This window comes from Bradyrhizobium sp. Kon58 (genome assembly GCF_055807455.1).
The window spans coordinates 1-356 of sequence record NZ_JBVVOT010000229.1 but is presented as its reverse complement, the minus strand read 5'-3'; the positions used below and the strand labels follow the sequence as shown (position 1 = coordinate 356).

The following is a 356-nucleotide window of genomic DNA, read 5'->3' as shown; positions in this document are numbered from 1 at the left end:
GTATTTGCTCCAGTAATTGCGGGAGGGGCATTGCTGTTTTTTTTCAGGGGATGGGGTCGGATAAAAAGCTCAAGTAATCTCGAAGATTTTAAACCCATTGCAAAAACACTCCTGCAATTTTCCTTAATGGCGTTGGTTTCTGCTGTCGTAGTATACGGTGGACAAATTTATCTGAGGTACTTTATTTCGGATAACGTATCTGTGTCAGCTTCAGGCCTTTGGTATTCCGCTACCCGGCTTTCGGATATCTACATCGGAATAGCGAGTGTATTGTTTTCTACTATATTGCTACCGAGGTATTAGAGCATTAATGGAGAAGATATGACTTTTGAGGTTTGGACGGTTTTTAAGGTTGC

The 356-nt window shown here is 41.6% G+C and carries 1 pseudogene; it reads left to right on the top strand.

Annotated features, from left to right (window positions below):
- Nucleotides 1–303, top strand: a pseudogene (locus tag AC0L20_RS40240) (hypothetical protein); the annotation flags it as partial.
- Nucleotides 304–356: the final 53 nt, after the last annotated feature.